Below are 26,369 nucleotides of genomic sequence, written 5' to 3'. Positions count from 1 at the left end.
TAGGTCACCGCCAAACCTAAACAGAGACACTTCTCTCTCTCAACGATAAAACAAACCCGATCGCACCAAAAAGCGCCCTCGGGCAACAAACGGACGCGGGGTGGAGCAGCCCGGTAGCTCGTCAGGCTCATAACCTGAAGGCCGCAGGTTCAAATCCTGCCCCCGCAACCAAATTCCATAACGATATCAAAAAGTTAGAACCCGACGTAAACCGTCGGGTTTTTGCTTTTGAAATTCTTGTCAACACCTGGTCAACGTTACGCGAGCCCCCCATCGACGGTGCGGATAATCGTCGTCGGAGGCATCCGTCACTTCGGAAGATCCTCACGGAACCGGTCCATCTGGTGCATCCGCTCGTGCAGGATCGTCACGATGCCGACGTCCCCGTTCGACAGCCGCCGCCAGTACACGAAATGATGCGCGTGCCGGAAATAGAAGCCTTCGACCCCGAACTCCGCCGGGATGGGGCGTGACGCGACGCCATGGCTTTCTATATGGTCAAACGCCGCGAAGAGCTCGGTGATGTACCGATCCGCCTGCTCGGCGCCCCAGCGGTCGCGCGTGTACCGATATATCTCGTCAAGCCGCAGCGATGCGGCCTCCTGGACGCGGATGGCCACGATGTCAGCCCCGGTTCCGGGCGATAACCTCGGCGGCGGTCAAAGGACGATAGCTTTCCTCTGGCGCTGCAAAAGCACGCGTCAGCTCAGCCTTCAGACGATCAAACGCCTCCCGTTCCGCCCGCTCCTTGTCGCGTCGGATCAGGTCGCGCACGTACTCGCTGATGTTCTCGTAAGACCCGTTCTCGCCCACGTTCGATGCCACGAACTCGCTCAGCGCGCCGCTGATGCGGACCGTCATCGTTGTGGTCTGGGACATGGCGGCCTCCATCAATTGTGTTCAAGATAAGCAAGAATGAACACGCAGGCAATGGGTGGCTCTCGCTCGATCAACGCGCCCCAATGCTGGTGAGTGCGCCAGACCGACACGAACATCAGGCCGCCTTCGATGGCACCCATCGACCCGTGGGTTTGGGTCCCGGCGAGACGGTTCTCCCCGCCGGGACCACGCTCTCAAGGTGCACGCATCTCTGTATATTCCCCACCCGTGCGCAGGGTCACGGTAACCGGCGCCTCGGTGCGGTTGCGCCAGAACCAGCCGTGGTTGCCGGTAAAAGCGGCGGTCAGATCGCCGGAACTCTCGGGCACGGCACGGCCTTGCTCGTAGCTGAGGCTCTGTCCGCCGCCATCGCCATGGAGGTCGAAGTTCACGACGCTGCCATTTGCCGTCCAGAAGAAGCGGGCGACCTGGCCTTCTTCCATGGCCAGCTTGACCTCGATCCCTTCGCCGGGGTTCAGCGTGTAGCTGACCTCGTCGCGCCATTCCGGTACTGCGGCTTCGGCAACAGCTACTTCGACGGGATCTGCGACGGCGCGAGCAGGATTTGCCGCGGTGGATGCCTCAGGGGCGACTGACGCGGCGGGTGCATCCTCCAGGGCCGCTGCCGCTGCATCGACAGGGGCGAGTGGAGCACCGATCACGGCCACCAAGGCGGCAAGCTGCGCGTCGATACGATCGAGGCGATGGACGATCTCGGCAGGCAAGGCGACGGGGACCCCGGCAGGAGGAGAAACGGCCGCCGCTGCTGTAGCCTGCGCATCGGCTTCGGCCTCGGCGGCCAGCTGCTGCTTGATCTCGCCCATCTCGGTCAGCCCGGTCAGGCTGCCGACGCCGGTCGGGTCGACGCCATATTCAGCGGGCAACCAGAAGAGGACAAGGATCGCCCCCGCCGCCCCGGCGGCCAGCAGGGTGGACCGGATCAACCCGCCGGGTGTCGCCGGAACGGACTGGATGGGTGCAGCCGCCGCAGGATGGCGGGGTTCGGCCCGCAAGGGGGCTTTCGAGATATCGAAACGGTTGGTCATGGGTCTCGCCCTCCTTTCAGGCGACGAAATAGCCGGTGATCTGCAGGCCCATCAGGGCAAAGCCAGCCACCATCATCAGGACATTCGCGGCATAGGCCTGCCGCGCGAAGGCGGGCCGCGCCCGCCAGTGGGTCATCGCCGTCAGGATCAGTGCCAGCGCCATAAGCTGGCCTAGCTCGACCCCCACGTTGAAGGCGATGAGGTTGCCCAGCAGGCCATCGGGCGAGATGTCGTAATCCTGAATCTTGGTCGCCAGACCAAAGCCGTGCAGCAAACCGAATATCAGCGTCGCGGCTTTGGTGTTCGGCTGCACCCCGAACCACAGACGGAAGGCGCCGAGGTTGTCGAGCGCCTTGTAGACCACCGAGAACGCGATGATCGCATCGATTATGTAGGCGTTGATCGAGATGGACCACCAGACGCCCGCGATCATCGTGACCGAATGGCCGATGGCGAAGATGCTGACGTAGGTGGCGATGTCCTTTGACCGGTAAAGAAAGAAGATCACTCCGGCGAGGAAGAGAAGGTGGTCATAACCCGTCACCATGTGTTTGGCGCCGAGGTAGATGAAGGCGATGGGTCGGAAGCCAGTCACCTCTTGCACATAGCCCGCGTCGCCTTCAGTGACGTTGTGGGCAAGCGCCGCGCCCGCAAGCAGCAGGGCGGCAAGAGTGGCAGCGAGCGCGAGAAGTACCTGCCACGGCAGGGATGGGCGTCGGTGCGCCCTTGGGTTGGATGTCATCGTTGGATTTTCCTGACTGATGGAACTGTCGGACCGCCCGCTGACGCAGGCGGCGGCTCAGGTCATCGTCAGTCGGGGTGGCCGTCGCGGCCCGTCACGGGTAGTCCCATCAGCCGCAAAGGAGGCAGGGCGCAGCATCCGCGCAGGGGGGGGCGGGACTTCGGCTCGTGGCGCCGCGAGCAATGCCGCGCCAACATGATCGTGATCGCTCGAGTCATGATGATCCGACCCGGCAATGTCATGCACATGGCCATGCTCGGCATGATAGGCACGGTGATCGGCCTCGGCGGCCATCGCGCCGGGCCCGTGCTTGACCGCTTCCACGGCCGGAGCAACCGCCAGCGACAGGGCCATGATCAGACATACGCAAAGCGCCCTGATCCCTGCCCAAGTTACCGAGATTGCCCGCATCCTCGTCCTTTGGGGTTGGCCCCCTTCACTCTCTTGCCTCATCCCCCCAGGGGGGATAATCTCCTCTATATGGCAGAAGATCACACCCACGCAAGCCACCCCGCCATCGCCACCCGGCTGAAGCGCGCCGAAGGGCATCTGCGCCGCGTCATCGGCATGATCGAGGAGGGGCGGCCTTGCGTCGATCTGGCCACGCAGCTGCACGCCGTCGAGCGCGCCGTGGCCGAGGCGAAGCGGGCGCTGATCCACGACCATATAGACCATTGCCTGACGGGCGCAGGGACTCATGATCTGGCCGAGATCAAGGCCCTGACAAAGCTGCTCTGATGCTTGGGACCCTGCGCAACCCCACGTTCCGACATCTCTTCGCCGCACAGCTCGTGGCGCTGGTCGGCACGGGGCTTGCCACCGTGGCGCTTGGCCTTCTCGCCTGGCAGTTGGCTGGCGACAACGCGGGTGCGGTGCTGGGCACGGCGCTGGCGATCAAGATGGTGGCCTATGTGACGCTCGCGCCAGTGGCAGCGGCCATCGCCGAACGCCTGCCGCGCCGGGCCTTTCTGGTTTCTCTGGACCTGATCCGGGCGGGCGTGATCGCCTTCCTGCCCTTCGTCGATCAGGTCTGGCAGGTCTACGTCCTGATCTTTGCCCTTCAGGCCGCCTCGGCCGGGTTCACCCCGGCCTTCCAGGCAGTCATTCCCGACGTGCTAAAGGACGAGGACGACTACACCAACGCCTTGTCCCTCCTCCGGCTGGCCGAAGATCTCGAACAGCTCGCCTCGCCCATGCTAGCTGCGGCGCTTCTGACGGTCGTCAGCTTCCCCGTGCTGTTTCTGGGCACAGTCGTGGGTTTTCTTGCCTCGGCGGCGCTTGTTGTGACAGCGCGCCTGCCAGCGCGGGCGAAGGCCGAACCCGGCCACTTCTGGGCCGACGTGACCAAGGGCATCCGCATCTACACCCGCACCCCGCGCCTGCGCGGGCTGATGGTGATGGAGGCCGCTGTCGCCGCAGCCGGCGCAATGGTCTACGTGAACACGGTCGTTCTGGTGCAGGCCCGATTGGGTCTGGGCGAGGAAGCCGTGGCGCTGGCTTTCGCGGGCTTTGGCGCCGGGTCGATGCTTGCGGCTTTTCTGCTGCCGCGCATCCTGGACCGGCTGGAAGATCGCCCCGTGATGATCGGCGGCGCAGCCTTGATGGTTGCAGGCGTAGCGCTGGTGCCGCTGGTCGGCAGCATTTCCGCACTCATCGTGCTCTGGGCCGTGATCGGCTTCGGCTTTTCCCTGACCCAGACCCCTATCGGCCGGATCATTAACCGGTCAGCGCGCGAGGCCGACCGGGGCGCGGTCTTCGCCGCGCAGTTCGCGCTGAGCCACGCCTGCTGGCTGGTGACCTATCCGCTTGCTGGGTGGATTGGCGCGGGCGTAGGACTGTCGGCGGCGGCACTGACGCTGGCGGTCATCGGCGCGGCAGGCATTGCGGCCGTGCTGCGCCTCTGGCCAGCCGATGACCAGACCGTCCTGCCGCACAACCACCCCGACCTGCCGCATGACCATCCGCATCTTGCGGAACACGGGGCCCATCATGCCCATGCCGTCGTGATCGACGACCTGCACCGTCGTTGGCCCAAGGCGGCATAAACTCCCGAACAAGAAGTAACCCCATGACAAAAATGCAGATTACACGTCGCACTATCCTTCTTGGCCTCTCTGCAAGCATCGGCCTCGTCCTGCAACCCAAGCCGGCTTCAGCCGCCACGACGGCGATCCGTGTTGTAAAGGATCCCAACTGCGGCTGCTGTGCGGCCTGGATCGAGATCCTCGAAGCCGAGGGTTTCGCGGCCGATGTCGAGCTGCTCGATTTCGACGCATTGCAAGCCCATAAGATGGCGAGCGGGGTCCCTGCAGACATGGTCTCCTGCCACACGGCGCATGTGGACGGATACATTATCGAAGGCCATGTTCCGCCCGCGGACATCCGGCGCCTTCTGGCTGACCGCCCCGATGCTCTTGGACTGTCCGTGCCTGGAATGCCCTACGGCTCACCCGGCATGGGGCCCGAAACCGAGCGAGAGGCCTACGTTGTCCATCTGATCCGCAAGGACGGAACAACCGAGGTCTTCGCCAGCTATGACGCAGCATAAATGGCCTGGCGGGCACTCTCCAAGTGGTTTGGGCTATAGGCATACCCGCGCCTGGTCGCGCAACACAGCGTAGTCGCTCAGCATCCTGAGGATGACGGCGCCTTCCGGCAGCGCCTCGACCTCGTCAGCTGCGCGCGCTTGATCGGCTGCCGTATACTCGACCACGGGTGGGCAGGGCGCGATGGCTTCAGAATCTGCCATCGCGCAGCCGGTCAGCCAGAGCATCGCGATCAGCAGGGCGGCGGGCGGCGGCGTCGAGCATCTGGCGGTGGATGGCATCGTTTCTCTCTCTGGCATCAAGCCTTTCGGCGGCGCGTCCTGCGCGTTCACCGGCACGGCGCAAGTTGAACAGAAACAGCAGGATCGCTGCGGCGGTGAGGATCAGGCCCAGCGCTTTCCGCGCCGGACCATGGGACAGGAGCCAGCCGATCACCGCTGGCCCCGTTTCCAGTCGTCGAGCCGAGCGTGGATCGTGACGGCGATGCCGATCAGGGCGATGGCGATAAGTACCCAGCGCAGGGTGTCGAGGTAAGGCACCAGCGGCTGGATCGTGGACTGGGTTTCCGCGAGGACGTCTTGCAGCACCTCCACCCCGGCCGCGCCGACAGTGGCCGCCCCGGCCGCGCCGCCACCGCGCAGGGTGCGGCTTTCCGAAAGCACCTCACGCGCAGGCGGGAGTTCCGGGGCGAAGGGCACGGGTCGCGCCGGGAACGGATCGCCCCAGGACCGGGCAGGACCAAGGTCGATGTGCATGAAGCCGGAGCGCGGATAGGTACCGAAGCCAAGGAAGCCCACGGCCCGCGCCGCTGCCTCGAAGGCCGCGGGATCGTGGTTCGACATGGCGATGTCGAAGGCGGTGCCCTGCATGTGTTTCGATGCCGGGGCCCCGCCCACGGCGCGATTATGTTCGGGGCTGCGATAGGCAGAGCGGATGATCAGCGGCTTGCCCAGCCGGTCGCGCAGGGCTTGCAGCTTGTCCATGGCTTCCGTGTTGATCTTGATCGCGCCGGTGCCGCGGCAGGCGATTTCGGCGGCCGAGAAGTTCGGCCAGCGCCAGGCAGTCGCGGGCACATCGCGCCAATGGGGGTAGGTAAGGGTCGGCATGGTGGATCCTCCAGATGAAAAAACCCGCCTCTGGGGCGGGGGACGTGGGCGTGGTGGTGATGTCGTTCGTCGATCAGTCGGATCGGCCGCGCTGGAAGGCGTCAAACAGCATGTCGCGCATCGAGCGGATGTCGGTCTCGATCCGATCGAGGCGGTCGCCATCGACCTTGCGATCCTCGCTGCGCTGCTTGTCAGTCCGGTCGCGTTCGGTGATGAGTTCCCGGTCGAGGCGGTCCAGCAGAGCCTCGTTGGTAAACGCTTTGCGCGTGATCGCCGCGATCAGTGCCATGGTGCCGCCGATCAGGGCGGTCAGCGCGGCGGTGATCCCGTGGTCCCGAAAGGCACGCGCGACCGCGTCGGCGAGTGTTGTCTGGTCGTTCATGATGGTCCTTTCATTGCCGCAGGCTGCGGTTGGTCAGAAATCAGTTTCGAGGTAGACACCGGCGCAGTCGTAGGCGACGGCGGCGGCTGTCGCGCCGGTGTTCAGGAACAGCCGCGGCGACAGGAACTGCGTCGCGGCGGGCAAGTCTGCGGTGATCTCCTCCTCGAAGTTCGCACCCGAGACCTCATCGACAACGCGGACCCAGACAGATGACCCATTCGGTGGCGCGGCGATGAAGAGGGTCAGCACCCCGCCGGTTGCGATAGCAAAGCTCGCGCCCATGTCGGTCAGGGTTGGCGCCCCGGTGCCGTCGTTCGCGACCAGCTGCCAGCGGGTGTGGGTGCCGCGCTGGAAGCCGATGCCGATGCAGTTGATGGCGGCGGCCAGCGTCAGCGTGGTAGCCAGCGCGGCGGTCGAACCGTAGAGGCCGAAGAACCCCATCCCGGTTGCCTGCAGGGTCGTCAGCGAAATCCGCGTGACGAAGGTCCAGCCGCCGAGGCCCGCCGCGTTCCCGCGCCAGCAGGCCCAGCCTGCGGAACGCTGGTCGGTAGCCGAGTCCACGACCGCCGCCGAGGTCAGACGCCAGCGCCGCATCGATGCTGCCAAGTTCGTGGCGGCCAGGGTCGGGTGCGAGACGGTGCCGACCGAGGTGATGGGCAGGCCCTCGGTCGTGATCGTGGTGCTGACCGAAGGAGACCAGTTCGCGATCCGGTTCACTCCGAAATGCGGCTGCAAAGGAAAGTCCCGCCCCGAGGGGCGCATCACGTCGATCCACGGCGCCCCGGCGCGGCTGCGCGCGTACACAGCGGCTTTGCCTGCGGGCGGCGGAGTCGGCGCGGCCGAGAGCCCCAGCAGGATTGTCGGCTGCGGCAGTTCCACCTGGCCGTTGGTCCGGTCGATGCGGATCGCGTCGAAGAAGGCCGAGCCATCCGGGCTGACCTTGAAGCCGAAATCGTCATTCCCGAGCAACCCGATGAGGGCGCGGGCCGAGAAGCCGGTCTTGAAGGCGAAGGCGGCATCGTTCCCGGCAGCGGCCTTGTTCACCGTCGCCTCGATCCCGGCCCCAGCGTTGTTCAGCAGCACGGCCGGGGTATTGACCGACACCCGGTTGTAGCTGTCGGCCGTGGCCCCGCCGAGGCCCAGAAGCTGCGCGGTCAGGTTCGCCTGGGGCATGCCGACCTGCGTCACGGCATTGGCGAAGGTCACCGTCGGCGTGTTCACCACCGTGGTGCCCCCGGCCCCTGCCGTCGCCGAGCCGATGTTGACGACCGTGGTCGATCCGGAGGCGCCCCCGGTGCCGATGTTCACGGTCTTGGTCACGCCCGTCGTCGTGGCGCCGGTGCCCATGCCATAGGTGGCAGTCGTCGTGGCCGTCCCGATACTGGCCGACGCGGCCGAGACGGTGACCGTGCCCGAGGCGGTCAGAGTCCCTGAAAAGGTCTTGTTCCCGGTAAAGGTCTGCATGCCTGCAAGGATCGCCAGTTCCGAGGAGGTATTCGGCAGGGTGAAGCTGCGCGTCGTCCCGGCGCTGATCCCCGCCAGCGAGAAAGTGGCCTTCTTCGTGGGGTCCGCATCGTTCACCAGGCTGAAGACCGCGTCCGAGACGTCGCGCGGCTCGCCCACGACCTCCCAGACGCTGCCGTTCCAGACGAGGAACAGCCCCTCGGCCGCGACCCAGACCAGCCAGCCGGTGCGCGGCACGAGGCGGATCCACGCGCCGTCCACCCAGAAGGCGATGTTCAGGTCCCACCCGGCCCAGAGGCCAGTCGCGCCGGAGGCCACCAGATGGCGGTTCCCGTCGGCCGGGCTGGCGGGCGGGGCCGTCCGCGTGCGGTCGAGGACGAAAAGCTGCACCATCGCGTCGAGCAGGCGCAGGGCCTCGTTGTGGGTGACATGCTTCTGGGCTTGGGCGGCCAGAAGATAAGGCAGGCCCAGATGGGTCGTGGTGTTGGACATGGGAAATCTCGTCAGAACTGGAGGGTCACGGTCGTGGGTGTGCCGCGGCCGAGGCGGTTCGAGAGCTGGTAGATGCGGAGCGCCAGTGTCTGGCCGGGCCCGAGCGGCGCGCCCCGATCGGCTGTCTGCTGGGCGGCGGTGTAGAGTACGGATGTCGTGCTGCTGGTCAGTGTGCGCTTGATCGATGCCCCGTCGAGGATCTGGACGTCATAGCTTTCCAGGTCTTCGGCCAGCGGCACTTCGACCTGCTCCCAGGCATCGGCCACCAGCGCACGGGATCGCCGCGTCCAGCGGATCGTCAGATCGCCGGGGCTGCGCGCCGTGCGCCACGGCTGCTCGACATGGACCGGTGAGAAGGGCACAAGACCCCGCCCGGTCGGAGTGAAGCCCAGCGCGGCATAGCTCGCGTCACTGACCGCCCGCGCGGCCGGGCCGACACGCCAGTTCCACGGCAGTCCGAGATCCGCCTCGGCGATGGGTGGCGAAGCCAGCGTCGTGTCAAGCACCACGACCCGCGCGCCAGCCGGTGCCGGGTTGCCGATGGCATGTTCCGTCCCGCGCTGGCCACGCAGCAGACGGGTCAGGCGGTACCTGCTTGGCGCGATCAGTTCAGCCTGACCAGCCTGGACGATCTCCCATTGGCCAGCGGCGGACTCGACCGCCAGCGCATTCGCCCCACCGAACAGTACGACGTCCGTCACGCTTTCCAGCGTTCCGGACAGCAGATCGACCACCAGTGCATTGCCCAGATCGAAGCGCGAGGTCGGCCCGGGAAAGAAGTCGAAGGCCAGCGTACCGATCCGCGCCCGACTGCCGAAGATGGTCAGGAAGTTGAACCCGTCGGTGGATGCGCTGCGGAACACCGCGATCTCGCCCGGCCAGGGGCTGGCATGCGCGGCGATCAGGGGGCGATGAGCGGGCTGGTCTTCGCTGATTTGCGGCAGGTCCAGCATCACCACCTCGGGCGTGCCGAAGACGACGGGACTGGCGAACGAGGCCGGGCGGGGATCGCCGGGCGGCAGATCATAGGAGGCACGATCCTGACGGACGGCCTCGATCCCGCGTGCTTCGGCATCGGCGACTGACACCAAGCGTAACTCGATCTCTCGGCCGTCATGTGCGAGCCGGATCACGTCGGCCGGATCGAGGGAAAGGCGCGAGGGCGGCAGGCGGAAGGTGGCGCTTTCCCGGCCGATCCAGGCTTCCATCAGCGCGCGGCGGCAGCGGCGTTCGGCTTCCTCGGGAGGGATCGCCATCGGGAAGGCCTCGGAGGCGATGCGGGTGGTGTCGACGGTGATGCGGCGGGCTTCGACCAGCGCCGCATCATAATCCTCGTCGGCACGGGCGACCTGCCACTTTAGAGCCTGCGGCAGTTCGGTCTCCTGGCCACGGGTCAGCTCGAAGGCCTCGCCGTCCCGACTGGCGACGAGATCATCGATGGCCAACGTGGCGACCGAGGCGCGGCCGCGCATGACGAAACGGATGACGCCTTCGGTCTCGATGGCATCGAAGCCGAAATGCCGGGCCAAGGTGGAAATCGACGCCCGAGGGCTTTCGAGAGCGCCGATCACATAGCCTTCGACCGCGCCCCAGAGGCCGGATACGTCGATCAGGCTTTCCGCCAGCCCGGCGCGCAGGCAGAGGTGGCGCACGAGCGCGGCGAGCGACACCGCGCCCAGCCTGCCGGTCAGCCAATGGCCGAGGCGCCAATTCGGGCCGTCCGTCCAGACCCCGGCAAGTTCCGGAAAGAACGGATAAGGTCGCGCGTCCCAGGTCCAGGCGGCGCATTCGGGGACATGGACCATGCGGCCGCCATAGACGGATGAGGTCGGGTTGTTCGTGCCCTGACCCCACCAGAGGTAGCTGGCCTCCAGGTAAGCGCGCTGGATGGCATCATCGCGCCAGCCACGGGAGAACCAGGGCGTGAAGCTTTCGGACGACTTCGGGTCGAAGAAGACGTTCGGCTGGTTGGTGCCCCGGTCGATGGCGGGACAGCCCAGTTCCGTGTACCAGACGGGCTTGGACTGCGGCACCCATGCGGTCGGCGTGCCGCTTTCCACCCCGCCCGGTCGGTTGAAATGCGGGTTCGACCACCAGGCGCGGAGATCCTTGTAGCGAAAGACCCACGGCTTGCCCGCGCTGCCGTCGGTGATGGGGGTGCGGATCTGTGCCGACCGGTTGGCGACGCTGGCATAGAACCAGTCGAAGCCTTCGCCACCCACGATATTGGCCTGCAGGTAGCCACGGTCGTGGATCGCAGGCCAACCTTGCAGGGCGTCGGCATGGTCGAAGCCGTCGCGCCAATCCGAGAGCGGCATGTAGTTGTCGATGCCGACGAAATCGATGTTGGCGTCCGACCAGAGCGGGTCGAGGTGGAAGAACACATCCCCGGTCCCGTCCCCGGGTTGGTGGCCGAAATACTCGGACCAGTCGGAAGCATAGCCCACCTTGGTGCCCGCCCCGATGACGGTCTTCACGTCGGCCGCCAGTACCTTGAAGGCATTGACAGCCGGATAGGCGCTGGCGCTCGACCGGATCGTCGTCAGTCCCCGCATCTCGGTGCCGATCAGGAAGGCATCGACCCCGCCCGCCACGACACAGAGATGGGCGTAATGCAGGATCATCCGGCGCAGGCCCCAATCGCCAGCGGGGCCGGTCCAGCCGACGGTGTCGCCCGCAATGGCGAACTGCGCCGGTGTGGCCGCGCCGAAGAAGCTGGAGACCTGCGTCGCCGCTGCGGCGGTCTTGTCCGTGGTCCCTGCATAACCTGCGGCCGGGGAGCAGGTGATCCGGCCGCGCCAGGGAAATGACGGCTGCCCCGGCATGGCGGCGTTGTTCGAATAGGGGTTCGGCAGCGTGTTGCCGGGCGGGACGTCCATCAGCAGGAAGGGATAGAACGTCACCCGCAGCCCGCGAGCCTTCATCTCGCGGATCGCCTGCACCACGGCGAAGTCGGCAGGAGTGCCGCCATAGACCGGCCGGTCCTCGGCGTCACGGCTCACCAGATGCGCATTGGCCCGCGCCACGCCGTTGACCGTCCAGGTCTTGGGGTTGGTGACCTTCGTCGCCACCTCGACGCCGGGCTTGATGCTGCAATTGCCCGCGCGCAGGTCATTGCCGAACCAGGCAACGACCAAGCTGACGCTCTCAACGGCCGGGGCCATGGCCTGCAGCCGATCAAGTGCCACGACGATGTCGGCCTCGTCGGGCAGCGCGTTCAGGTTCTCGGCCGAGGTCGTGCCGCCGGTGGTCTGGCCGAAGACCGTGGTCGTGGCGCCCACGGTCTTGCGGACAGCCTCCGTCGCATAGGTGAACTCGCCCGAGGCCGGGATAATGGTCACGGCCTTGACCAGCCCCTCGGCCGTGTCGGGGTCAGCCAGCGGTCGGAACACCTCGAAGGACAGTTGCGGCAGGCGGTTGCCGTAGGTTGCCAGCGGCAGTTCCTCGAAAACGACGTAGGCGGTGCCGCGAAAGGCCGGGGTGTTGGTGGCCCCCATCTTCGCCGCAATGAACGGGTCGGCCGTCTGGGTCTCGTTGCCGGGATACAAGCGCCAGGTGATGCCGGTCATGTCGAGCGGCTTGCCATCAGCCCAGATGCGCCCGATGCCGGTGATCGGCCCCTCGCAGAGCGCCACGGCGAAGCTGGCGTAGTAGAGGTATTCGGTCGTCTGGACCCGGCCGCCGCCACCGCCCTTGCCGCCGCCTTGCGTCGTAGTCTTCGTCTCCTCCCGGAAATCCGTGGCCCAGATGATGTTGCCGCCAATGCGCATCCGGCCGTAAAGGCGGGGGATGATCGCCCCTTCAGTGGCCGAGGTGATCCGCAAGCTGTCGAGGCGCTGACCCTCGATTTTCTGTGCCGGGGTCAGCGAGGACACGATCCAGCTGTCCACCACGGAACCGATGGTCGAGCCGATGAAGCCACCGATGGCGGCCCCGGAGAAGCCGAGGATCGCGCCGCCGAAGGCTCCGCCGATGGCGGAGCCGACAGCGCCAAGAACGAGCGTGGCCATTGCGTAAATCTCAGCTTGCAGGGAACAGGAAAGCGAAGGCGATCTTGCGCGCCCAAGTCGGCGTCAGCGGTTCCTCGATCACGCCGAGGCGTTCGTAGGCGTGAAGGAAGGTGCCGGGACCGGTGAGGATCCCCACATGCTTGGCGATGGCGCGGGGCATCATGCGGAACAGGACCAACGCGCCGGGCGGTGCATCGACTGGAGCGATCTCGGGCATCATCCGCCGCGCTCCGTCGGCCAGCACTTCCCTCGGCCCGGTCTCGCCCCAATCCCGGCTGTAGGGCGGGATCGGGAACGGTTCAGGCCCGACCACCTCGCGCCAGACGCCTCGTGCCAGGCCGAGACAGTCGCAACCGACCCCGCGCAGGCTGGCCTGGTCGTGATAGGGTGTGCCGAGCCAGGACCGGGCAGAGGAGATGACGCGGGCAGGATCGGCGGCCGTCACAGCACAGCCCCCTCGTGGCCGCCGTCCTTGGTGGCGTAGCGTAGCCCGTTCGGCGGGCAGACAGTCCCCCGGACTATCTGCTTGTCCGCCTCACCCTGACCCGGAATGTGCGTCACAACACAGCTCCTTCATGGCCACCGTCTTTTGTGGCGTAGCGAAGGACTGCGTCTTGCCCTGGGATATATGGAAAGCCGCGAAAGCTGGCGACATTGGCGAACTTCGCGGTGCAGGTCGCGATCCGCTTGTCGCAGCCCGCCCGGACCACGAAGGCATCCGTCGCCGCGATCGGTCGCACCGGCGCTTCCAGCAGCGTCAGGATCGCCACCGCGTCGACGAGGTCATGCGACAGCACCTCGACCCGCCGCCCGGCATTCGCGCCGGTCGACCATTCGACCAGCCCGAAGGCGAACCAGCCCGCCGCGAAGGGGGCGAGACCGGAAGCGGTGAAGGCCCGATCCCGCAGCAAGTCGATCACCGCGCCGGTCCCCTTGAAGGCCGCGGCCTCAAGGTTGACGCCACAACGCGCATCGCCCAGCGCGGCGTCGCAGCTCGCCTGAAACGTCCGCCCGACTGTCTGGCCGAGGACATGGGCCAGTGACCGTACTTCGGCCACGAAGGCCAGCCGCCCGCGCCTGATCTGTCCGATGGCCCCGCGACGCAGCAGCACGCGCTGCGAAGGGGCCGACCAGTTCACCCGCCAGACCTCGACCGCTGCATTATCCCATCGGCCATCGAGGATATCGGTCTCGGTGATCCGGTCCGACGACAGCACACCTTGGGCATCCTGCGCATCGACGGACAAATCGGACCCTGACCGAACCTCGGATGCCGTCAGTCCGGTTTCCGGTTCGAATTCGGTGCCGTCGAAGGTGAGAGGCCGATCATGGTCAGTGAAGCCGAAGGTCACGCCATCGGCCCGGGTGATGCGCCAGCACCAGGCAAGTGTCGTGGTACCGTCGTCGAGATGCGCCTGCAGCGCGGGGTTCAGGGACTTCATGTGCGGATTTCCACGAGCGGGATCGAGGTGATCGAGCCGAGGCGTTCGAGGTCGAGGGTCACGTCGAGGGCGTCAGTGTCGAAGCGGACGGGGACGTCGAATTCGAAGCCTGCGGAGATGGCCACGCCCGCGGCGGGAGCGGTTGTGAAGGTCACCAATCCCGTCGCGGTCGAGACCGACCAGCCGGAGGCTTGCGTCGCGCCGTTCAGGGCGATGGTGACGGAACCGGCGACTGGCTTGGTGATGGCGCGCGTCCAGGACTGCGCGCCCGAGGTGTAGCGCTTGGTGAGCTGAAACAGGGTGGCTGCCCCGTTGCCACTGCCGATCGGCTGATTGGTCGGGCCGGGCGTCTGCGACGGCAGGCAGGACTTGAAATCGGCCCAGTCCTTGAAACGAAAGCCGTGGAGACGGCCATTGCGGGCCTCGAAGAAGGCCACGACCGCGGCCAGATCGTCGGCGCGGCGGATGCCGTAGGCGACGTCATAGCGGCGGCGCGAATTGGCCCAGCTGGCATTGCGCTCTTCGGCCCCGCTTGCCAGTTCGACGATCTGTGTACGCCGCTCGGGGCCGCCGCGCGCGCCCCGGCTGATGTTGTCCGGAAACCGGACCTCGTGGAAGGCCATCACATCCCCCTTCGACCCAGCGACACGGCTCGGGCGATGTCGCTTGCCACCTGCGTGCGCGATTGGCGGAAGCTCTCTGCGTCGCGGGCGTTGATCGTGACGTTGACGGTGGAGGCAACCGACTGACCGTATCCCGCCGCTTCCTTGCGCGAGAGGACCCGCTCCCCGCGTTGCAGGATCGCTGGCACCTCGTCGGGCCGCAGCCCGGCCCAGCCACCACTGTGCATTCGCGGGGCACCGGCAAAGGCGAGGGCCGGGACCATCCGGCCGGGACCAGGGGCGCCGACGATCCCGCCCGCATGCAGGATGTTCGCGAAGATCCCACCCGCGCCGCCCAGCGCGTCGGAAAGGGCATTGGCGATGGGGCCGAGGATGAAACGCCGGGCCGCGAGCTTGGCGAGATCGGCGATCATCGAGGTCACCAGATCGCGGAAGTCGAGCTTTCCGGTCTTCACGAAGTCGCCGATGGCATTCTCGGCGCTCTGGAATGCCCTGACCAGCGCGCTGCCGATGTCCCCGCCGATGTCGCGCGCCTTGGCGGCGTAGTCGGCGAGTGCGGCGGTGACGGCCTGCCAGCCGGTGAGGGCCGTGTCCGCGCCTTCGGCGGCAGCCGCCCCGGCGTCGCGCGCGGCACCGCCTGCGCCCTCGGCGGCGGTGGCGGTGTCGTTCAGCCCCGTGGTCAAGGCATCGGCCGAGGCGGCGGCATCTGCCAGCGCGGTCTCCGCCTCGGTCCCCGTGCCGGTGACGGCATCCTTCAGGACCTGCCAACTTGCCAGTGGCCGACCTGCAGCGTCAGCCAGCATATCGGCCGCTTCGCGATAGCCGTCGGCGCGGGCGCGGGCATCCTCGGCCATGGCCCTGAGGCCGAGGTCAGGCGGCTCGAGGTAGGTGCGTGCAAGCGCGGCCGAGAAAGCATCCGCGGCGGCAGCACCTGCGGCAGTAGCGGCCCCCTCAAACGGGTTGCCGATGCGCCCCAGTTCCACCGGATCGAGAACGCCGATCCGAACGCCCCCTTCGCCTGTGGCCCATTCTGGCAGCAAGGCCAGCGCCGCGTTCAGGGTCTCAATGAAGCTGTTGATGCGGGTGACGACGCCGTTCAGCATCGCCTCGACGCCGGAGACCAGCCCGTTCGCAGCCTGGAAAGCGAAATCGCCGATGGCACCGGGCAGACTGCCCCAGATGGCGACGGCAGCGTCATAGGCGCCCTGGAAGATCGCGGCCGTCCGGTCACCGAAACTGACGACACCTGCGATGGTGCCCTCGAGGGCCGATAGTCCCGCCGCCTTCAGCCCCTCCCATCCGGCCGCCATCCGCGCCAGCGCCGCGTCCAGCGATAGGCCGATGTGCGACCACACCTCGCGGGCCAGATCGCCAAGCAGCCGGAAGGCCTCGCCCACACCGCCGACCCGGGCCACCATCTGCGAGAACTGATAGACCAACTCGCCCGCGCCGACGATCAGCGCCCCGATGCCGGTGCGGATCAGGGCGCCGCGCAGGAACACGAGCGCCGTGGCAAGACCGCGCACGGAGAGGGCCGCGGCGGCAAGGCCCGCAACCCAGCGCCCGGCCATGACGGCCGCGAACGTTGCCGCATAGGACGCCAGCCTTCCAAGGTTGCCGATCAGACCGTCGATGGCCGAGCGCAGGATGCCGCCATCCGAGGCGAGCGCCACGAAGGTATTGGCAAGCGCCTCTATGGTCGGTGCCACGGCGATGGCGATCCGGTTCCGAAGCCCGTCGAAGACCAGTGAAACGGTGCCGAGCGCCAGTTGGGTGCGGCGGAGGGCTTCGAGGGCATCACTGTCCAGAACCGCGCCAAGATCCGAGGCCTGATCGCCAAGTAGGGCCATCTCGGCACCGCCATTGCGCAGGAGGGGTAGCAGGCGCGTGGCGTCCGAGGCCATGGCCTCGAGATAGAAGGTCATCTCCTGTTGGCTGAGACCGGCGCGTTCCAGCGTGTCGACGTAGAGTTGCAGGGCTTCCGGCCCCGATAGGCGCGCGAACTGATCGGCTGTCACGCCCACGCGCGGAGCCACATTCTCGAAGAAATCCGCCATCGGCCCGCCGCCGGTCTGGAGGAAATCCCCGACCCGGTCGTTCACGTCCTTCAGGATGTCGGCGAGCTTCTCCTGTTCGATGCCAACCGTCCGCGCCCCGGCCGACCAGCGCTGCAGGGCTTCCGGCGTCGCATTGGCGACCTGCGCGAATTGCCGGATCTGCGCGGCACTCTCGGCGGTGGAGCGGACGATCAGGCCGAGCGAGGCTGTCGCCGCCGCAGCGGCGGCCCCAAGAGCGATGCCCGCGCGACGTGCAAAGGCCGCAAGCCGGGTGTTGGCCAGTTCCATCTCGCGCGAAAGACGGCCGAAACCGCGGGCTCCAGCCTCGCCGACGCCTTCCAGTTCGGCGCGCACGCGGCGTCCGCCCTCCGCCACAAGGCGGACGGAGACTTTCTTCTCAGCCATTCCGGCGTCCTTCCATCTGCTCGTTCAGTTTGCGCACCATCACCGCCTCGACCTCAGGCAGCAGTTCGGCGGCGATCAGCGCGTTGACGCCCAGCGCTTGCGCCAGCGCGAGGGCGGCGCCCATGTCCCATCCGATGACGGCCCCCGGCGCGACCCGCAGCTGGCCGCCGAGGCGCTGGGTCAGATCCCAGACCTGCCAGCCCTCGACCGTCTGCGGCCGGTTCAGTCTTGCGGGGCAGTCCGGGCAGGGGCCTGCGCAGGCCGCGCAGTAGCCGTCGCCCCCGCCGAAGGACCAGTCGGCGAGGGCGCGGAGGCGTTTTTTTCCTGATCCAGCATCAGGCCGCGGGCGACGTATTGCGCCTGGAAGGCTTCGAAGACCGGCCAGATTTCCAGAAGGGCGTCGATCCCGGCCGGGCTGACCGGCACGAGGTTGCCCGCTTCGTCACCGACCCCTTCCCATTCCAGCACCGCCCGGCGGGCGACCGCTTTGGCCATGGCCAGCGCCATGTCCTCTTGGCTTGACGCCTCCGTCAGGTTGTCGATGGCCGGGTCGGCGCGGGCGGAGACCATCAGCGCGGTGGTAAGGGGGGCCACCAGAACGCGCAGGCCGGGCAGCAGGTCCAGCCACTCGGGCCGGTTCGACAGGTTCAGTCGGATCATGATCAGTATCCCGTGACGGTGTTGACGAGGACGGCGGAGCACATGCGGGCGGGGCTGGTGGCCTTAGCGGCCTGCCAGTCGAAGGTGGCCTGGATGCCCTGGGGTCCGGGGATCTCGATCCGTGGGACCGGCAGGTAGACGGCATGGGCCGTGAAGGTGAAGCTGGCGTTCGCGCTGAGGCTGTAGGCGAACTCGAGCTCGCAGGGCGTGCCGTCGATGGCTTGGGTCACCAGCGCAGAGTCCGCGAACCGCACGTCGATCCGGCCCGTCAGCGCGGCCATGCCGGGATCGGCGCCTTCGATCTTGCCGTCGTTGCGGATGGTCTCGATCCGGTCGAGGCCGTTGGCATAGGTGATCTCGGCCGAGACGACGTTGCCCAAGGCCGTACCGTTCCGCTTCACCACCCCGTTGAAATGGCCGAAGCGCTGCAGGCCCAGCGCGGTCGGCGTCCCCGCGGCCGTGGTCGTGGCGATGGCTTCGCCCTGCGCGATCAGCCGGGCGGTGGCGGTCAGCAACCCTGAGCGGCTCATCTGCCACGAAAGCTGGTCCATCACGCAGCCCGCGTACATCGCGAACCGCGGCACCTCGGGCATGGCCACCTCGATGGCCATGGAGGGCAGGGTCCAGTTGCCCGACTGGAAGGTGTGGGTCTTGGGCGTGGTTCCTGTCGTGGTCGGCGCGCCGAAAGCGGCCTTCAGCCAGTAGCCGAAGGCCTCCACATCGATCGGCACCACCACCTCGCCATCGGCGGTGACCGCGTCCTTGATGGGGGCCAGGGGATCGCGGCCGTAGCCCAGCAGTTCCGAATTCAGCAGGGGCTGTTCCGCGCCGAGCGTGGTGCGGGCAAATGGCATCAGCCGATAGCCGCTGGCGGGCGGGGTGCCGTAAACCGTTTCGAACGCAAGCGCCATTTGCGCCCGCGCGCCGTGTGCGCGTGCCATGGGGGTCTCCTATGTGGGGGATGTCAGGCCAGGGGGCCGGTGGTGGTATAGTGCAGGACGACAGTGATCACCGCCGCTTTCAGGGCGGCTGCGCCCTCGACCGGGAGATCGACCGAGGCAGGGGCCTCGGGTTCGACCCAATCACAGAGGCCGCCGAGCGTCCGCTCCGCCTCCAGCGCCGCGCCGATGGCGGCGATCAGGTCATCGAAGGCGCTGGCCCGGCCGGAGCCGGCCTGGACGACGACCTCCAGTTCGGCCCGGTGCTGGTAGTGGTAGCGCAGGGGCGACAGCGTGACCTCGGGCTCGCCGGGCTGGCCATCGCGCAGGATGATCAGCCCCGCCGCCGGGATCCGTTCGGGCAGGACCTCGTCACGCAGGGTGAGGGCGGCAAGCGGCTGAAGCCGCGCGTGCAGCGCGGCGAGGACGGTTTCACGGGTGGTGGGCATCTTCTTTTGATCTTCGTGAGGCTCGCAAATTGACAGGCTATCCGCACAGGTCACTTGCGCTCCATGGGTGGACTGTCGAGAGCCGATGGCTCATGCTGAAGGCTCAGCCTTCGATGAAGGCCATGGCGACCAATACTGAGCTAACATAGAGCCGGGCGACCTCGATGAAGCTATTGATCCGAATTGTAATGGGGAGCCTAATTGGCTTGGCAAGTGCTGCTCAGGCAAATTCCGCCTTTGATGAGCCAATGTCCTTTTATCGAGCAACTAGTGGTGGAAACTGTTCAAGCTGTGTCTGGATTGCTGCCGAGGGTGTAATCGAAGCCGATACAGCAGATAAGTTCCTGAAATTTCTCTCTGAGGAAGGCCTGCTTGGGGCTAGGGGCTTAAACGTGCATCTCAATTCGCCAGGAGGTCACCTTATCGGTGGCGTTCTGCTTGGTCTCGCCATTCGCGGCCAAGAGGCAAACACTGTTGTTTCAACTGCTATCATCGAAGATATCTATGACGATGGTCTGCGGAAGGTAACCTATGATCCTCCTGCTGAGGGGCAGTGCAGCTCTTCGTGCGTTTTCGCGTTCGCTGGTGGTGTAAGCCGGTTTGCATCAACCACCACCCCAGGTGGCGCTGTCGGTTTCCAGAATATTGGACGACTTGGTGTCCACCAGTTCTATACACCTCAAAGCCTCGAGGACCCGACAGCGCTGACTTTTGACGCGGAAGACAGGATCGCTGACCAGCGGATAATCGCCCTTTTGCTCGCATATTTGTCCGAGATGGAGGTTTCGGCAGAGCTCCTGCAGATCGCGGCGATGACAGACCCACGGGACATGCATTACTTGACCGAAGAAGAGTTGCGGCGAACCGAGATAGATAACCGCATGGTGCACAACGTCTTTCTGACCGGTTACCGCAATGGCGTTGCCATCACGGAGATCACCTATAGACGACCAGACGCAGATTACCGTCTTGAGGTTTACTGTGATCGTGGTGAAGCGAGAATGCTTGCGTCAATTGACTGGCGCGGACTCTACGACGTTGAGGGTCATCAAAGATGGGGTCTTTTCGGTGGTGTATCTCTTTCTGATGGTGGAGCTGTCGAACTGATCGAACAGGAATTCCTTCGGCGGCCAGACGGTGGAGTTACCGGACAACTGCGTTTCCGTTTTGCTGACCCGCTCACAACTGTCGTAGCAAGGAAGGATTTCAGTTTCGAAGATTGGAGCAGTCGGCATGCAAATGACGCAGCGGCATCGATGAGCTTTACCTTGCCTGACGATTTCGATGGGCTTCACCTCCTACCAAGGGCATGCCTCCGCTGAGTGCTTCGCGAGACGAATTAAACTTCACAAGGACCCACCTCTTGGCAGAACATCAAAAAGTACTGGTGGCGATATCTGTCACGACTGACCCTGCCAAACTCCGTAAGTTCCGCGAAAACGCACAGCGGCTGGGGGTCCCCGAGGTCGAAGAGGCGGCATTCAGGCGGTTGATCGAAATCCTTCCCGAAGAGGCACCCGGCAGCATCGAGCATGACTTCTGGAAGACAATCCACGCCTTCGAAGAAATCCTGCGGGATGAACGCGGCAAGACCGTCAGGCTTTCGCGCACCCGACAGAAGATCGACCGGGTTGGTGTGATGCGGACATTGATCGACTTTGCGGTCAGCAAGACACCAACGGACGGATTCAAGATGCTGATCGAGCGAGGATTGCCGGAACTCACCGGAGAAGCGCTTGTGCTCAAGCATGCCAGCCACTTTGAACCTGCCGTTCTGGACGCAGCGAAGTCCAGATTGGAAGGAGCCGGGGTTGATACATCGACGCTTTGGACCCAAGACTGATGCCTTGGCCATCGACGGGTCTAGAACCTTTCCCACCCCGCCACGATCCGTCCCGGCACGCCATCGATGGCCTGCTCGGCATCCCGCGCGAGGTCCAGCCGTTTGCGCAGCTTGACCTGCGGCACGAGGAGGAAGATCGGCACGGTGGTCAGCCCGCGGCCGGTCTTGGCTCGTGACGCGACCGCGCGGCCCTTGCTGTTCAGGCGCCCTTCGGCCACCAGCAGGCTCGGACCCCGGCGGCGGTAGATGAACCGCAGCCGCAACCCCGTGCGGCTTTCCCATTCGCCGGGGGTGATGCGCCCGCCGCGGGTGGATTTGCCTGCGGCCGGGGTGGGGATGGCCAGCCAGAACCCGTCGCGCGACCGGATCAGCGGCCCGGTGTCATGTGCGCCGACGATCACCGGGGCGTTCGACCAGACCAGCGCCGTGGCGTTCAGGCTCTGGCTGCCCTTGGGATAGGTCGCCAGCCGGATCGAGTTTCCGAGCCGGGTGCCCAGCCCCGCGCCAGTGATCTGACCGCGCCAGGCGGATTTCAGGCCCGTGCCCGACTCGCGCATGGCGGTGGTGACGGCCTTTTCTCCCGCAGCGATTTCCGCCTGCATCATCGCGACGATGTCAGGATCGATGGTGAGCTTCAGTTTCATCGGATCACGCCGGGCGGAGGTCGAGGGTCCAGATCAGCCGTTCGCGGTCGCGCAGCGGTTCCCCCTGGATGACATGGCTGTCTGCGCCGATGACGATTACGTCACCTGGACGCGGGGCGGGGAGGTCGGCCATGCGCACATCCACCACGGTCGTGTCGCTGACGAAGCGGCCTGCGCCGAAGTCGGTGATGCGATCCGGGGCGCGGCGGATGATGCGGATCGGGCGTTCTTCCGACGTTGTGGCTGAGATCCAGAGAGCCGGGGCCGCCATGTCAGCCTGGGTGAAGATGCGGTCCATGGCGGCGGCAAAGACGGACATGAGCAGGCCCGTCAGTTCGACGTGTGCAGGCGGATCGCCAGCCGCGGCCGCTTGTTGACGGGCAGGATCGAGGCCTCGGTCATCACGTCGATCCAGCGGCCCTTCTCGTCGAGATGCTGGCGGGCGTAGAGCGGCAGGCCGATGGTGTTGGCGGTTTCCAGCAGGTTCGCCGGGCCGCCATAGGTGGTGAAGGTGTCCATGGTCCCGAGCGGGAAGGCGATCCCCTCGTTCGCCGGGACCAGCCGTTCGGCAGCCTTGGTCGAGAGGGTCACCGTGCCCGAGTATTCCTCGAACAGGATGCCGCCGAAGGGGAAGTTGCGCCGCACATCCTCGCGCAGCGGCTGGGCGCCGGTCGAGGCGTAGAACTTGTAGGCTTCCTCGGTCTTGGGGTGCGCGATCAGCTTGTCGAAGAACTCGCGGCTGACGAGGGCGTGCACGCTGGTCATCGCCTCACCCAGCAGATTGTCCTCGATGGCGCGCAGCACCTCGCGCACCTTGCCCTGGACGTTCGTGCCTGCGGTGCCCAGCACGAAGTCGACGGAGATCTGGGCGAGGCCGAATTCGGTGAAGTAGTTGTAGAGGGTGGTGCCAGCGCCATCCTTCACGATGCCGCGGAGCGCGTTCATCTCCATGTATTCGCGGGTCTGGGCATGCTTCCGGCGCATCAGCAGGAGCTTGCGGTTCATCACCTCGACGAGGGGATCGGCCGCATCGAACGCGCCGCCCAGCGCGGGCTGTCCCTGGATGTCGGCAGGCAGGACCACGTCGTCATGCGGGATCCACGGCAGGGCGAAGCTGCGCATGGACCGGCCTTCCCGTGTGCCGACGGTGGCGGGGCCGCCGAGGGGAACCGAGGGCAGCAGGCTCAGGACGCCGTCGTATTGCTCGATGATGACCGAGCGCTGGCTGACGCCTTCGAAGCGGAAGAGGCCGATCTGTGCGAGGCGGGTGTAGAGGTTGGGCAGGATGTTGATGGCCTGCGTCATCTCGGCCAGCGAATAGCCGCCAGCGTCGAAAGGATTGCGGACGAGGGTCATGGGGATGCTCCGGGGGAATGAGGGGGATCAGACGCCGTCGCGGGCGACGATGCCTGCGGCGGCCAGTTGGCCAATCTTGGTGGTGATCTTGGCCCCGTCATCGACGGTGGCGTCGTAGGCGAGGGCGGCGCGCGAGACGATGGCCGGACCGCGGGCGACGACGATGCCCATGGCATCGGCCAGCGTCGCATCGACGGCATAGAGCAGGACGGCCGAGGCAGTCTGCGCGCCATCAGTGCCACCGCTGGTCGCGAGCTTGTACTTGCCGCTGGCGGTGATCCGGCCGAGGACGGCGCCGACGGGGTAGGGCGTGCCCGCGAGAAGCGTCACCACCTCGCGGGTGTAGTTCGGGTTGACCTCATATTTGAGGACGTCGCCCATGCTGGGCGGTTCCGTCAGGACGGGCATGGTTCAGTCTCCAGGATGTTGGTGGGGGTGGTTCGCCCGATCCGGGCGGTGCGCGTCAGCGCGAGGCGGCGGCCGACTTTTTCGCGGCCGCGACGATGGGGCTTTCCTTGGTGCCAGCCGCCGGGGCCGTGGCGATGATGGCCGCGGCATCACTGCGCGCGGCAAGATCGGCCAGCACCTTCGCGCGCAGCGCTTCGGGTTTCACACCCTTGGTGACTGCGTCTGCGGCATCGATCTGGATGCCAAGGCGAGCCGCCTGCGCGCAGACTTGCGCGACCTCGGCCGCCTCGGCCCGGATCGCTTCGGGCGACATAGCGGCCGCCGCCGTCTGCGGCGGTGCGACTGGCGCGGGCGCGGCCGGTTCCGGCGGGGTGCTGGCAGCAGGCGCGGTCGCAGGCTGCGCATGGTCTTCGGGGGCGGTGGTCATGATCGGGCCCTTTCCTCTGTGGGTGGATGTGCCGCGGGGTGCGGCGGTGAAAGCACGGAAGGCGGTGACGGGATCGGCCACCTCATCTGCGAGACCGGCGAACACCGCCGCCTCCCCGCGGAACACAGCCGCCTCGGTGCCCAGCGCGCGTTGGGTGTCGAGGCGACGGCCGCGCCCCTCGGCGACGGTTTCGGCGAAGAGCTGGCGCAGGTCCTCCAACTCGCCCGCGATCCGGTCGCGGACGGCCTCGGGTAGGGGCTGATACGGATTGGCATCGACCTTGCGCGCGCCTGCGTGGATCAGCGTCACTGCGATGCCCTTCTGGTCCAGCGCCCCGCTCATGTCGCTGTGCATGGCCACGACACCGATGCTGCCGACAGCGCCGGTGCGGGGCAGGATGATGCGGTCGGCTTGCGACGCCAGCGCATAGGCTGCCGAGAGGGCGTGATCGGCGACAAAGGCCTGCAAGGGCTTCTGTGTCCGGGCGGCCCGGATACGATCCGCGAGGTCAAAGGCCCCCGCGACCTCGCCACCGAAGCTGTCGATGTCGAGGGCGATGCCGCGGATCGCCGGATCGGCGACGGCTGCCTGCAGCTGCGCCGCGATCCCCTCGTAGGAGGTCAGACCGGAGGATTGCCCGATCCACGCCCCGCGATGGACCAGCGTGCCTGCGATCTCGATCACGGCAATACCATCGACGACCGCGAAGGGCTGGCTTCCGTTCCGCGCCTGGCAGTTGGTCAGGTCATCGCCGAACAGCGAGGCGCGGGCGGGCAGGGTGGCGGTAGCCTGATCCGCGGGATCCACTGCCATTCCTTCGACGCTGATTTCCCTGCCGGTGATCCGGGGCCCCAGCCCGGTCAGGAAGGCCAGCGCCTTGGCGGGATCGACCATCAGCGGTGTGTTGAAGACGCGCTGGGCGATCTGGGTGTGGTGCATCATGCGTCCTCCGCGGGCCGGGGTGCCCGGTCCTCGCCGTCGTCATCTTGATCGTTGCCGTCTTGCCGATCCTGCCGCCGGTCCTCGGCGTCATTTGGCTGACCGCCGCCACCGGCCGCCTGTGCCGGGGATCCCGGCCGCCGGAAGTCGAGGCCGAGGTCTGCCTCGCGCTTCCGCTCCGCAGCGATTTCCCGGTCGACCTGCTCGGCGTCGTAGCCGCGCTCGGCGATGGCCTGCGTGCGGGATTTCAGGCCTGCTTCGATCTGCAGGATCTCGGCCGCGGCATCCTTGGCCGGGTCAATCCAGTCCCACTTGGTCGGAAGCCAGTCGCAGGCGAGGTATTGGCGCCGCTCCGTGGCATAGCCCGGCAGGTCGATGGCACCCGCCAGCACCGCCATGTCCATCCAGCGCGTCCAGACCGCGCGGCAGAGCTGGTAGACCATGACCGAATGCTGGAAGGCCGAGATGCGGCGGCGGAAGTCGACCAACGCGATTCGCGTATTCGAGAAGTTGCCCTTGGCGGTATCGCCGGTCAGGTACCCATAAGGCACACCCAGCGCCGCGCCGATCTGCAAGAGCGTCCGGTACTGGAAAGGTTCGTAAGTGGACCCGGAGTCCGGGGTGGATGGCGTGGTCACATCCTCGCCCGGGTCAAGCCGCACCACCTGGCCCGGTTCGACCTCCAGATCGTCCTCGGCCGGATCGAGGGCGGTTTCCGGGGCGGGCGACGTGATGAACATGGCGAACATCGCCGCGGTCTTCTTCCGCTCCAGCTCCGCGTCGTCGTAAAGGTCCAGCGTGAAGAGCTTCACGACGGCCGCCGCAAAGCGCGACACCCCGCGCAGCTGGCCCGCCTCGACCGGGTCGAGAATGTGGATGACCTCTGACGCCGGAACCCGGACGGTTTCGCCCACGAGGCCGGGATCGGTCAGATCGCCGGGGTGGCGGCGCAGGAAGTGATAGGCAACGCGGCGGCCGATGCCGTCGAACTCGATCCCCTGCCGGATCGATCCCGCGCCGGGCAGCACACGAGTCATGTCCTGGGGCAGCATTTCGGACGGCAGCATCTGCAGCTGCATCGGCACCGTCAGACCATCTTCGGCACGCCGCGTGCGGATGCGCAGGAAGACCTCGCCTGCCAGAAACACCTCGCGCGCGGCCCGCCGCTGCAGGCCGAAGAAGTCGGTCAGCCCCTCGGCGTCGGCCTCGTCCGTCCAGGCGAGCCAGAGCTTCTGCAGTTCCTCCTTTTTCCCCTGATCCGCGATCTTCGACGAGGGCTTGATCCCGTCGCCGACGACGTTGTTCGCGAAGGCATCGACGGCGTTCGCCGCATATCCGTTGTTCCGGACCAGCCAGCGTGCCCGGGCGGTGATGGTCTCGCCCGAGGCCGCGATCAGCGTGTTCACATGTGCGCGGGTGGCGCGGAACCCGCGCAAGCGGCGATGGGATTGCGCGGCGTCGAACCCGCCGATGATTGAGCCGAGTCGTGCGCGGAAGGCGTCAAAGACCAT

At 66.5% G+C, this 26,369-nt stretch carries 30 protein-coding genes and 1 tRNA gene; 6 read left to right on the top strand and 25 right to left on the bottom strand.

What is annotated here, in order from left to right; translation table 11 throughout:
• Positions 1-94 precede the first annotated feature (94 nt).
• Positions 95-171: transfer RNA gene (locus tag V3C85_RS08340), tRNA-Met, on the top strand.
• Between the two features lie 137 nt (positions 172-308).
• Here V3C85_RS08340 and V3C85_RS08335 read toward each other — a convergent pair.
• From V3C85_RS08335 to V3C85_RS08310, 6 genes are read right to left on the bottom strand one after another with little or no spacing between them, the layout of a single operon-like run.
• On the bottom strand, positions 309-620 hold the full coding sequence (locus V3C85_RS08335; RefSeq protein ID WP_331794609.1) for a type II toxin-antitoxin system RelE/ParE family toxin: 312 nt from the start codon (positions 618-620) through the stop codon (positions 309-311).
• Between the two features lie 4 nt (positions 621-624).
• Positions 625-879, bottom strand: a complete 255-nt coding sequence (locus V3C85_RS08330; RefSeq protein WP_068767782.1) for a ribbon-helix-helix domain-containing protein — start codon at positions 877-879, stop codon at positions 625-627.
• Between the two features lie 11 nt (positions 880-890).
• Positions 891-1,019 carry a hypothetical protein gene (locus V3C85_RS08325; RefSeq protein WP_331794608.1) on the bottom strand — a complete coding sequence of 43 codons (129 nt, stop codon included), beginning with the start codon at positions 1,017-1,019 and terminating at the stop codon, positions 891-893.
• A 54-nt stretch (positions 1,020-1,073) separates the two neighbouring features.
• A complete protein-coding gene (locus V3C85_RS08320) occupies positions 1,074-1,925 on the bottom strand; it encodes a hypothetical protein (RefSeq protein ID WP_331794607.1) in 852 nt (283 codons plus the stop codon).
• 16 nt (positions 1,926-1,941) lie between these two features.
• Positions 1,942-2,667: a HupE/UreJ family protein gene (locus V3C85_RS08315; RefSeq protein ID WP_331794606.1), complete on the bottom strand. Its 726-nt coding sequence runs from the start codon at positions 2,665-2,667 to the stop codon at positions 1,942-1,944.
• 57 nt (positions 2,668-2,724) lie between these two features.
• Entirely contained in the window at positions 2,725-3,021 is a 297-nt protein-coding gene (locus V3C85_RS08310) for a hypothetical protein (RefSeq protein WP_331794605.1), read from the bottom strand.
• Between the two features lie 126 nt (positions 3,022-3,147).
• Here V3C85_RS08310 and V3C85_RS08305 point away from each other — a divergent pair, with 126 nt between their 5' ends.
• From V3C85_RS08305 to V3C85_RS08295, 3 genes are read left to right on the top strand one after another with little or no spacing between them, the layout of a single operon-like run.
• Positions 3,148-3,405: a metal-sensing transcriptional repressor gene (locus V3C85_RS08305; protein WP_331794604.1), complete on the top strand. Its 258-nt coding sequence runs from the start codon at positions 3,148-3,150 to the stop codon at positions 3,403-3,405.
• Complete coding sequence (locus V3C85_RS08300) at positions 3,405-4,712, top strand: MFS transporter (protein ID WP_331794603.1); 1,308 nt, start codon at positions 3,405-3,407, stop codon at positions 4,710-4,712. Before V3C85_RS08305 ends, V3C85_RS08300 begins: the two co-directional genes overlap by 1 nt.
• Positions 4,713-4,735: 23 nt before the next feature.
• Positions 4,736-5,215, top strand: a complete 480-nt coding sequence (locus V3C85_RS08295; protein ID WP_331794602.1) for a DUF411 domain-containing protein — start codon at positions 4,736-4,738, stop codon at positions 5,213-5,215.
• Between the two features lie 187 nt (positions 5,216-5,402).
• Here the strand turns inward: V3C85_RS08295 and V3C85_RS08290 are convergent, their stop codons facing one another.
• The 13 genes from V3C85_RS08290 to V3C85_RS08230 form a co-directional block, all read right to left on the bottom strand.
• Positions 5,403-5,648, bottom strand: a complete 246-nt coding sequence (locus V3C85_RS08290) for a hypothetical protein (protein ID WP_445941990.1) — start codon at positions 5,646-5,648, stop codon at positions 5,403-5,405.
• Positions 5,645-6,319 carry a YcbK family protein gene (locus V3C85_RS08285; RefSeq protein ID WP_331794601.1) on the bottom strand — a complete coding sequence of 225 codons (675 nt, stop codon included), beginning with the start codon at positions 6,317-6,319 and terminating at the stop codon, positions 5,645-5,647. The genes V3C85_RS08290 and V3C85_RS08285 overlap by 4 nt, the downstream gene beginning before the upstream one ends.
• Positions 6,320-6,392: 73 nt before the next feature.
• Positions 6,393-6,701 (bottom strand): hypothetical protein, encoded by a 309-nt coding sequence (locus V3C85_RS08280; protein WP_017998490.1) that lies wholly within the window; start codon positions 6,699-6,701, stop codon positions 6,393-6,395.
• 33 nt (positions 6,702-6,734) lie between these two features.
• Entirely contained in the window at positions 6,735-8,657 is a 1,923-nt protein-coding gene (locus V3C85_RS08275; RefSeq protein ID WP_331794600.1) for a DUF2793 domain-containing protein, read from the bottom strand.
• A gap of 11 nt (positions 8,658-8,668) precedes the next feature.
• Complete coding sequence (locus V3C85_RS08270) at positions 8,669-12,667, bottom strand: baseplate multidomain protein megatron (protein WP_331794599.1); 3,999 nt, start codon at positions 12,665-12,667, stop codon at positions 8,669-8,671.
• Positions 12,668-12,677: 10 nt separating this feature from the next.
• Positions 12,678-13,112: an NlpC/P60 family protein gene (locus V3C85_RS08265; RefSeq protein ID WP_331794598.1), complete on the bottom strand. Its 435-nt coding sequence runs from the start codon at positions 13,110-13,112 to the stop codon at positions 12,678-12,680.
• 112 nt (positions 13,113-13,224) lie between these two features.
• Positions 13,225-14,109 (bottom strand): DUF2163 domain-containing protein, encoded by an 885-nt coding sequence (locus tag V3C85_RS08260; RefSeq protein WP_331794597.1) that lies wholly within the window; start codon positions 14,107-14,109, stop codon positions 13,225-13,227.
• On the bottom strand, positions 14,106-14,732 hold the full coding sequence (locus tag V3C85_RS08255) for a DUF2460 domain-containing protein (RefSeq protein WP_331794596.1): 627 nt from the start codon (positions 14,730-14,732) through the stop codon (positions 14,106-14,108). The genes V3C85_RS08260 and V3C85_RS08255 overlap by 4 nt, the downstream gene beginning before the upstream one ends.
• Complete coding sequence (locus V3C85_RS08250) at positions 14,732-17,194, bottom strand: phage tail tape measure C-terminal domain-containing protein (RefSeq protein ID WP_331794595.1); 2,463 nt, start codon at positions 17,192-17,194, stop codon at positions 14,732-14,734. Before V3C85_RS08250 ends, V3C85_RS08255 begins: the two co-directional genes overlap by 1 nt.
• Positions 17,187-17,354, bottom strand: coding sequence for a DUF7697 family protein (locus V3C85_RS08245; protein WP_445941997.1), 168 nt, complete (start codon positions 17,352-17,354; stop codon positions 17,187-17,189). The genes V3C85_RS08250 and V3C85_RS08245 overlap by 8 nt, the downstream gene beginning before the upstream one ends.
• A 62-nt stretch (positions 17,355-17,416) precedes the next feature.
• Positions 17,417-17,854: a hypothetical protein gene (locus V3C85_RS08240; RefSeq protein WP_331794594.1), complete on the bottom strand. Its 438-nt coding sequence runs from the start codon at positions 17,852-17,854 to the stop codon at positions 17,417-17,419.
• A gap of 2 nt (positions 17,855-17,856) precedes the next feature.
• Complete coding sequence (locus tag V3C85_RS08235; RefSeq protein WP_331794593.1) at positions 17,857-18,795, bottom strand: phage tail tube protein; 939 nt, start codon at positions 18,793-18,795, stop codon at positions 17,857-17,859.
• 23 nt (positions 18,796-18,818) lie between these two features.
• A complete protein-coding gene (locus V3C85_RS08230; RefSeq protein ID WP_331794592.1) occupies positions 18,819-19,241 on the bottom strand; it encodes an acyl-CoA transferase in 423 nt (140 codons plus the stop codon).
• A 164-nt stretch (positions 19,242-19,405) separates the two neighbouring features.
• On the opposite strand from V3C85_RS08230, the gene V3C85_RS08225 reads away from it, so the two are divergent.
• Entirely contained in the window at positions 19,406-20,563 is a 1,158-nt protein-coding gene (locus V3C85_RS08225; protein ID WP_331794591.1) for a COG3904 family protein, read from the top strand.
• Between the two features lie 41 nt (positions 20,564-20,604).
• Positions 20,605-21,084, top strand: coding sequence for a hypothetical protein (locus V3C85_RS08220; protein ID WP_331794590.1), 480 nt, complete (start codon positions 20,605-20,607; stop codon positions 21,082-21,084).
• Between the two features lie 20 nt (positions 21,085-21,104).
• Here the strand turns inward: V3C85_RS08220 and V3C85_RS08215 are convergent, their stop codons facing one another.
• The 6 genes from V3C85_RS08215 to V3C85_RS08190 are packed head-to-tail and all read right to left on the bottom strand — an operon-like array spanning position 21,105 to position 26,369.
• Entirely contained in the window at positions 21,105-21,728 is a 624-nt protein-coding gene (locus tag V3C85_RS08215; RefSeq protein ID WP_331794589.1) for a DUF6441 family protein, read from the bottom strand.
• 4 nt (positions 21,729-21,732) lie between these two features.
• A complete protein-coding gene (locus V3C85_RS08210; protein ID WP_331794588.1) occupies positions 21,733-22,047 on the bottom strand; it encodes a head-tail joining protein in 315 nt (104 codons plus the stop codon).
• Between the two features lie 11 nt (positions 22,048-22,058).
• On the bottom strand, positions 22,059-23,084 hold the full coding sequence (locus V3C85_RS08205) for a major capsid protein (RefSeq protein ID WP_331794587.1): 1,026 nt from the start codon (positions 23,082-23,084) through the stop codon (positions 22,059-22,061).
• A gap of 27 nt (positions 23,085-23,111) precedes the next feature.
• Positions 23,112-23,492, bottom strand: coding sequence for a head decoration protein (locus V3C85_RS08200; RefSeq protein WP_331794586.1), 381 nt, complete (start codon positions 23,490-23,492; stop codon positions 23,112-23,114).
• Between the two features lie 55 nt (positions 23,493-23,547).
• Positions 23,548-24,858: a S49 family peptidase gene (locus tag V3C85_RS08195; protein WP_331794630.1), complete on the bottom strand. Its 1,311-nt coding sequence runs from the start codon at positions 24,856-24,858 to the stop codon at positions 23,548-23,550.
• Positions 24,858-26,369 carry a phage portal protein gene (locus tag V3C85_RS08190; RefSeq protein ID WP_331794585.1) on the bottom strand — a complete coding sequence of 504 codons (1,512 nt, stop codon included), beginning with the start codon at positions 26,367-26,369 and terminating at the stop codon, positions 24,858-24,860. Before V3C85_RS08190 ends, V3C85_RS08195 begins: the two co-directional genes overlap by 1 nt.

The organism is Pseudotabrizicola sp. L79, assembly GCF_036553525.1.
Taxonomy (GTDB): domain Bacteria; phylum Pseudomonadota; class Alphaproteobacteria; order Rhodobacterales; family Rhodobacteraceae; genus Pseudotabrizicola.
The sequence above is the reverse complement of the archived record's forward strand: the minus strand, read 5'-3'. Positions and strand labels throughout refer to the sequence as shown.